Source organism: Magnetospirillum sp. WYHS-4 (assembly GCA_039908345.1).
Lineage (GTDB): Bacteria > Pseudomonadota > Alphaproteobacteria > Rhodospirillales > GLO-3 > JAMOBD01.
Window position 1 is genome coordinate 1 of sequence record JAMOBD010000101.1, and the last position, 6,382, is coordinate 6,382.

Annotated in this window: 7 protein-coding genes; 6 read left to right on the forward strand and 1 reads right to left on the reverse strand. The window is 68.8% G+C overall.

The features are described from left to right. Positions 1-188: 188 nt before the first annotated feature. The 5 genes from H7841_17510 to H7841_17530 all read left to right on the forward strand — a co-directional run bounded on the left by H7841_17510 (position 189) and on the right by H7841_17530 (position 5,317). Entirely contained in the window at positions 189-440 is a 252-nt protein-coding gene (locus H7841_17510; protein ID MEO5338661.1) for a hypothetical protein, read from the forward strand. A 202-nt stretch (positions 441-642) separates the two neighbouring features. Continuing rightward, positions 643-2,214: a hypothetical protein gene (locus H7841_17515; protein ID MEO5338662.1), complete on the forward strand. Its 1,572-nt coding sequence runs from the start codon at positions 643-645 to the stop codon at positions 2,212-2,214. Positions 2,215-2,323: 109 nt separating this feature from the next. Continuing rightward, positions 2,324-2,887 (forward strand): hypothetical protein, encoded by a 564-nt coding sequence (locus H7841_17520; protein ID MEO5338663.1) that lies wholly within the window; start codon positions 2,324-2,326, stop codon positions 2,885-2,887. A gap of 99 nt (positions 2,888-2,986) precedes the next feature. Continuing rightward, complete coding sequence (locus H7841_17525; GenBank protein ID MEO5338664.1) at positions 2,987-4,615, forward strand: hypothetical protein; 1,629 nt, start codon at positions 2,987-2,989, stop codon at positions 4,613-4,615. 168 nt (positions 4,616-4,783) lie between these two features. Beyond that, positions 4,784-5,317: a hypothetical protein gene (locus H7841_17530; GenBank protein MEO5338665.1), complete on the forward strand. Its 534-nt coding sequence runs from the start codon at positions 4,784-4,786 to the stop codon at positions 5,315-5,317. Here H7841_17530 and H7841_17535 read toward each other — a convergent pair. Further along, positions 5,304-6,104: a methyltransferase domain-containing protein gene (locus H7841_17535; GenBank protein ID MEO5338666.1), complete on the reverse strand. Its 801-nt coding sequence runs from the start codon at positions 6,102-6,104 to the stop codon at positions 5,304-5,306. The two genes, H7841_17530 and H7841_17535, sit on opposite strands and share 14 nt — an antisense overlap. A gap of 21 nt (positions 6,105-6,125) precedes the next feature. On the opposite strand from H7841_17535, the gene H7841_17540 reads away from it, so the two are divergent. Beyond that, a partial coding sequence (locus H7841_17540; protein MEO5338667.1) for a double zinc ribbon domain-containing protein occupies positions 6,126-6,382 on the forward strand: 257 nt, incomplete at its 3' end.

Consider the following 6,382-nt stretch of genomic DNA (forward strand, 5'->3'; position numbering starts at 1 on the left):
CGACAGAGAAAATGTTCCACTACATTTTTCGCCAGGTCCGGATTTCAGGCCAAAAAACCCAATATTTTCAATAGGGGCCTCTCCCAAAACGCCCCTCCACTGTTCAAGTTGGGTCTGACACCATCACTACGCGCGCGTTACGCTGGCTGGAAGAGCGCGCCTTCCAAATCGGCGGCCTGGAGGATGCCGTGCAGGCGGCCCACCACGAGACCCGGAGTTCCGGCCTGCCTGCCGACGACGGCGGACCGGGCAATGCCTACAAGCATATCCTCATCACGGCGGAAATCGCCCGCCGGATGGGACCTATGGCTGCCAAGCTGCTTTCCGACGGCCACGAGACGATGAACAAGTGGCGCAATGAGCAGACCGACAAGGACGAAGCGATGGACAAGGCCAACAACGCCAAACGCCGCTCGGGCTGGGTGGCGCCCTTCACTTAAGGTGAAGCGCGCCACTAGGCCTGATGCCAACCGGCCTTCGCCGCGGCCGCAATGGCCGCTCGATACCGGCCAACGAGCCGGATCGAGTGTTGGCCGGTACGATTCCCATTCGCCGCCGGGACCGACGAAGCCGGCGACGGAGCGTCGGCCGCCCCCGGAAGGAGGCGGCTTTTTTCGTCATCATCGACAACAGGAGATACCAATGTCCGATACCCAGAAGAATCGCCGGCTGCAGGAAGCGATGCAGAGCATCTTCGCCCGCTTCGACGGCCTTGACGACGTGATCGACAGGGCCGATGCCGAAGCCCGGCATTCCGGCTTGTCCGACCGGGAGGGCGGCGCCCTGGCCGCCTTCCGCCATCTCCTCGCGGCCGGCGAGATCGCCCGCCGCTGGGGACCCCAGGCCGCCCGCCTGTTCGCCGAAGGCCATGCCTTCCTGAACGGCGACGATCCGAACGGCGAAAGGCTCACCGCCGCCGGCATCGAGATCGGCGGTCGCGCAGGCAGTTGGGACGAGGTCCGGCGCCTCGTCCGCCAGCGCATCGCGGCGGCCCCTTCCCCCAAGGAAGAGACCCCGCCCGCGCCGCCCGCCCAGGCCGGGCCCGAGGAACGGAAGGCGCAGGAAAGCGACCCCTTCGCCAAGCCGGCCGCCGCCGATCCCTTGGATCGCGACGTTTCCACCTGGACTCCCGAGGATGCCGCCGCCGTCATGTCCCATCCGGACTACTTCCGGACCGGCTCGGCGACCGGCAGGACCCGTGCCGACAAGGTGGCGCGGTACTTCGAACTCCATGCCGACGAACCGGGCAACGCGGTTGTCGATGTCATGTCCGCCCAGGGCGGCATGCGCCCCGAAGAATTGAAGCGCCCGGCCAGCGGCTTGGAGAAATTCCGCGACGAGTTCATGAAGGTCGACGATCCGGTCGACGAGATCGCCTTGAAGCCGGTCCATGCCTGGACCGAGGACGAGGCGCGCCAGGTGACCGACCGCCGCATGCGCCTGCAGACCAACGATCCCCGCAGCCGGCAGTTGGAAGAGCGGGAAACCGCCTGGTACAATCAGGTCTACGGGGAGGATCCGGCCAAGTTCGACGCCTACGGGCGGATGATCGAGGCCAAGCCGCGGACCGCCATCCCCAAGTCGCCCACGCCCGCCGTCGGTGCCGATCGCCGGCCGTTGGCCGATGGACTGCGCCGCATCGGCCGCCGGGTGGTCGGGGAAGCCGGCGGCAAGGACGAGAACCTGCCGGGGGCCGTCCGGACCCTGCAGGCGGGGATCAACCTGATCGCCTCGCTGCAGGCGGAACAAGAGGCCGAGGAGGCCGCCCGCACCGACCGGCCCTACCGTCCCGCCTTCGGCACCGAGATCGCCGTCGACGGCGTGGTGGGACCGCAGACCCGGCGGGCGCTCCGCCAAGCCCTCGCCGCCCAGGGCGTCGGCCGCCTCGAGGAGGGCATGGCGCTCGCCCGCTTCCGCGACCTGGTGAAGCATGGCGGGCTGGGGGCGGCCGGCGGCCTGTCCCAGGCCATGGAGAAGTCGTTGGCCGGCCTGTTCGGCAAGGCCGGCAACGGCCCCCGTCCGGAGGTCGAGGCGCTTCAGCGGGCGCTCAACGAGGTGGGCGCGGAAGCCCTGGGCGAGGGCGAATGGACGCCGGTCCCCGAGGACGGCCGGCCCCACGACAGCCTGGGCGAGACGGTCGACTTGGTAGTCGGTAAGGCCGGTTCCGACCGTTTGGTGCGCCAGTTGGCGCGGGAACTCGGCATCGTCGCCTGAACCGGGGAAGGGTGCGGGGGAGCCCGAAGGCTCCCCCGCGTCCCAAGTTCCCAACCGCTCCTCACCGGGGTAAGGTGAAGGTCGGCCACTCTCATGGAACGAGGCTCGCATGGCGAAGGGAACGATGGCGGCGTTGGGATTGGCGGGGGTATTGGGCCTGGCGGGCTGCGCCCTCGGCCCCCCTCCCTTCTACGCCCATTCCATTGCGGGAAGTATTGCCTCGGGCACGCTTCTGGCCGAGGACGGATTCGATATCCGAAGGGCGACGCAGCGGCCCGGCTTCGACCGGCCGACCTGTGTGAGTCCGTTCGCGGGGTTCATGGGAAAGGTGGCACCTTATTGGGCCTGCATCCAGATCGGCCATGAATACACCCAATGCCGCCTTTCCCTGTCCAGAGACTGCGTCAGCCTGGAAGGGGCGGCCTACCTGCTGCAGGAGCCGGACCGTCTGGACCGGGTGCTCGATTCCATGGCCCATCCCTGCAAATACCTGCCTTCGCCGGACGATGTCCGGGCGAATCCGGAGGTTCGAGCGTCAGATGGGGATTGGTATATCGGCCTGTGGTACCGGGCAAAATGCGACACCCATCCGGACGAGTATCCGGGCGAAGTGACTCTCCAGCTCTTCGAGGGCGAGAAGCACGTCAAGACCTTCACCAAGCCCGCGCGGTAGTGGGCTTGACGAAACTGCCGGGGCCTTCGGCCTTCGGCGCGACCAGCGGGCCGGGATTTTCCCGGCCCTTTTCTTTTGTCCAACAGCAAGGAGATCGACATGAGCGACTATTCGGTGACGCTTCACCTGTGGAAAAGCGGATTTCCCGGCCACCTAGCCGCCGAAATCAAGGGCCCGGACGGCGAGTCCCGGGTAATCGGTTTCGGCCCCGCAGGGCCGCTGAAGAGTATCTACGGACGGGGCAACGCTGCCAGACCTGATGACGCTAATGACATCGGCCGAAAACTCACCAACCCCTCCCAACCCCTTCCCCTGACCAAGGACCAGTTCGACAAACTCAACCGGTATGCGGATGGGAAGGAGAAGTCTCCCGGCATGTACCACGTGACGGCGGAAAACTGCGTCGAATACGTGGTCGACGGCCTGCGGCAGGCCGGCGTCGACACCGCCGACCTGCCGGCCAGGTTCACCCCCGAGCAGCTCGCCCAGGGCGGTCCCGCCGCCAACGTGCTGATCGAGCGGACCGGGACCCCGCCCGACGATGCCGGCGGGTCCGGCATCAACGACCGGCCGGCCGATCCGGCGGCGGCGCTGCGGGAAAAGTACCTCAATCCCCGCCGCGAGCCGGAAGGGCGCGGCGAGGGCGAAAGGGAAACCGGCAAGGAAGCCCCGAAATCCCCCGAAGCCGACCTTGGGGACTGGTCGCCGGGTCCGGCGGACCCGCTCGCCAAGAGGGTGGAGGACTGGACGGCGGAGGATGCGGCGCGGGCCATGGTGCATCGCGACTACGGGCGCGACGACAGCCCGAGCGGCCCCTTGCGGCACCGGCTGGTGACGGCCTACTTCCAGCGCCCCGATTCCGGCGACGTGAAGGGGGCGATCACCAAGGAGATCGAAGCCCTGCGGCCCCGCCTGCCGGCCCCTGCCGGCAGCTTTTCGAAGCTCCGCGAGGAGCTTCTGGCAGGCGACCATCCGGGCGACGACGTGGCCCTGAAGCCGGTCGCCGACTGGACGCGGGACGAGGCGCGCCAGGTCACCGGGCTTTACATGGGCCTGCCCGACCGCGACCCGCGCCGCGAGATCCTGGGCGGGCTGGCGGCGGACTGGTATGCGCGCATCTACGGCGACGCGCCCTTTCCCCAGGACGAGACGGGCCGGCCCCGGGAGCCGCGGCCCCAGGTGCCGATCCCCCGGAGCCCCAAGCCCCTTCTGACCGCGGACGGCAAGCCCCTCGACGAGGGGCTTCTTCATGTGGGCAGGAAGCTGGCGGAAGCCACGGGTCCCGATCCCAAGGCCCTGCCCGGAACCGTCCGCGCCCTGCAGGGCGGGCTCAACCTGCTGGGCGGGGCGGGCCTGGACGAGGACGGCATCCTGGGTCCCCAGACCCGGAGCGGACTGAAGCGGACCCTGGTGGAAGGGGGCACCACGCCGGTGGAACGGGCCCTGGCCGTCGGGCGCTTCCGCGACACCTTGCGGCGGGGCCGGCCCGCCGACCTGGAAGGGGAGACGGAAACCGCCTTCGCCGGCCTGCATCCCCAACCGGGCCTCGCGCTGCAAAAGACCCTGAACGGCCTGGGTCCCAAGGCGGCGGACGGGGCCGGCTGGACGCCCCTGAAGGAGGACGGCTGGATCGGCCCCAGGACCACGGAAGCCTTCGCCCAGGTGGCCGGGCGGAACGATCCCGACGACTTCGCCCGATCCTTCGCCCGAAACCTCTGGCCCGACTAGTGGCACCCGTCATCTAAAACGACGGGTGCCACTAGATAAGACGCGAGGCCTTCGCCTCCGGCTCCGGCTGGCTCAAACGCCGCTCGGGCTGGGTGGCGCCCTTCACTTAAGGTGAAGCGCGCCACTAGGCCTGAATTCGTCATCGCAACCATCGAAAGGAGACAGATCATGGGTGGATTCGTACGCGTCGCCGCCCCCATCGCCATCAGCCTCGCTGCCCCGCATCTTTTTGCCGGATTGGGCTTCGGCGTTTCAGGCCTGAATACCATTGGCGGGGGGCTGGCGATCCCCTCCGGTTGGAGCACCCTGTTGAGCGCCGGGCTTTCCGGGCTCAACAACGCCATGCAGTACCAGCAGCAGGGCTATGCCGAATACCAGGCGGCCCAGCAGCGCAACATGGAACTGCAGCAACAGTACGCCCAGCAGGCCGACCGGGAACGGCGGCGCCAGATCCAGTTGAAACAGGCGTCGGCCAGCCAGCGGGCCAACATGGGCGCGCTCGGCATGGCCGACAGCAGTTCGGGCGAGGCCGTGCTGAGCGGCCTCTACCGCAAGGGCGACGAGGAAACCGCCCTGGAACGGCAGCGCCTCGACCTGGGCTATCGCAACCTGCTGGATGCCTCCCACTCCAAGAGCCAGTGGGGCATGGACCTGTTCATCAAGTCCCTGGCCCCCACCGTCCGCCTGCTCAGGGAGCAATAGGCGACCAGCCGGTGAGGAACAGCACCTCGAAGGTGGCGGGCAGCCGCCCGTCCGCGCCGCCGAAGTCTTCGGCGTAGCGGGCGGCGGCGCCCGCCAGGGTGGCGCGGCGGGTGAAGCCTATCCGTCGTTCGAGCACGGCATTCGACTCCCCCATGGCCCGCAGATCGGCCATCAGGCGGAAGGGATCGCCGTAGGACACCGTCAGCCGGTCGGCATCCGCCACCGCCCCGGCGAACCCCGCACGAACCAGCAGGTTGCCGGCGTCCTTCAGGTCGGCGAAGGGCGAGACGCGGGGACCCGCCCCGCCTTCTTCCGCCATTTCCGCGGCAAGGAAGGCCTGGCGCAGTTCCTTCAGGGTCTCGCCGCCCAGCAGGGAGGCGAGGAACAGGCCATCGGGCTTCAAGATGCGCCGGATCTGCACCAGGGCGCCCGGCAGGTCGTTGACCCAATGCAGGGTCAGGTTGCCCAGCACCAGATCGAAGCTGGCCTCGGCGAAGGGCAAAAACTCCTCGTCGGCGGCCAGGGCCAGCGGCCCCGCCTGGCCGGCCATGCGGGGCGACAGGTCGCAACGCACCAGGCGCTCGATTCCGCCGCGCCCGTCCAGCATCCGGCCCAGAAGGCCGTCCCGGCAGCCGAGATCGAGGGCGACGGGAAAGCGTCGCTTGACGTCGTCCAGGCGGTCGGCCAGCCGTTCCGCCACCTCGCGGAACAGGAAATCGCCATCGCCCGGCCGCAGGGCGGCCCGGTCGCGATGCAGCCGCAAGACGCGGCGATTGAAGACCGTCATGCTTTCCGACATTCTCCTCTTATGGCACGGAACGGCAGTCTTTTGCACGGCGGCATCCTGGCGCAGGGCGCCCGGCGGGCGCTCGACCTGCTATTGCCGCCCCTTTGCCATTGCTGCGGCACCCCGGTGGGGGAAGGGGGTATCCTCTGTCCCGCCTGCTGGGCGACCCTCGAGGTGCTGGCCCCGCCCCATTGCGCCGCCTGCGGCCTGCCTTTCGAGCACGACGTGGGGGACGGGGCCCTGTGCGGCGCCTGTCTCCGCCGCCCGCCCGTCTGGCG

What these genes read in the sequence shown, in the direction of transcription:
- H7841_17515 (MEO5338662.1), top strand. Translation starts at nt 643, where the DNA reads ATGTCCGATACCCAGAAGAATCGCCGGCTGCAGGAAGCGATGCAGAGC.
- H7841_17520 (MEO5338663.1), top strand. Translation starts at nt 2,324, where the DNA reads ATGGCGAAGGGAACGATGGCGGCGTTGGGATTGGCGGGGGTATTGGGC.
- H7841_17525 (MEO5338664.1), top strand. Translation starts at nt 2,987, where the DNA reads ATGAGCGACTATTCGGTGACGCTTCACCTGTGGAAAAGCGGATTTCCC.
- H7841_17530 (MEO5338665.1), top strand. Translation starts at nt 4,784, where the DNA reads ATGGGTGGATTCGTACGCGTCGCCGCCCCCATCGCCATCAGCCTCGCT.
- H7841_17535 (MEO5338666.1), bottom strand. Translation starts at nt 6,104, where the DNA reads ATGACGGTCTTCAATCGCCGCGTCTTGCGGCTGCATCGCGACCGGGCC.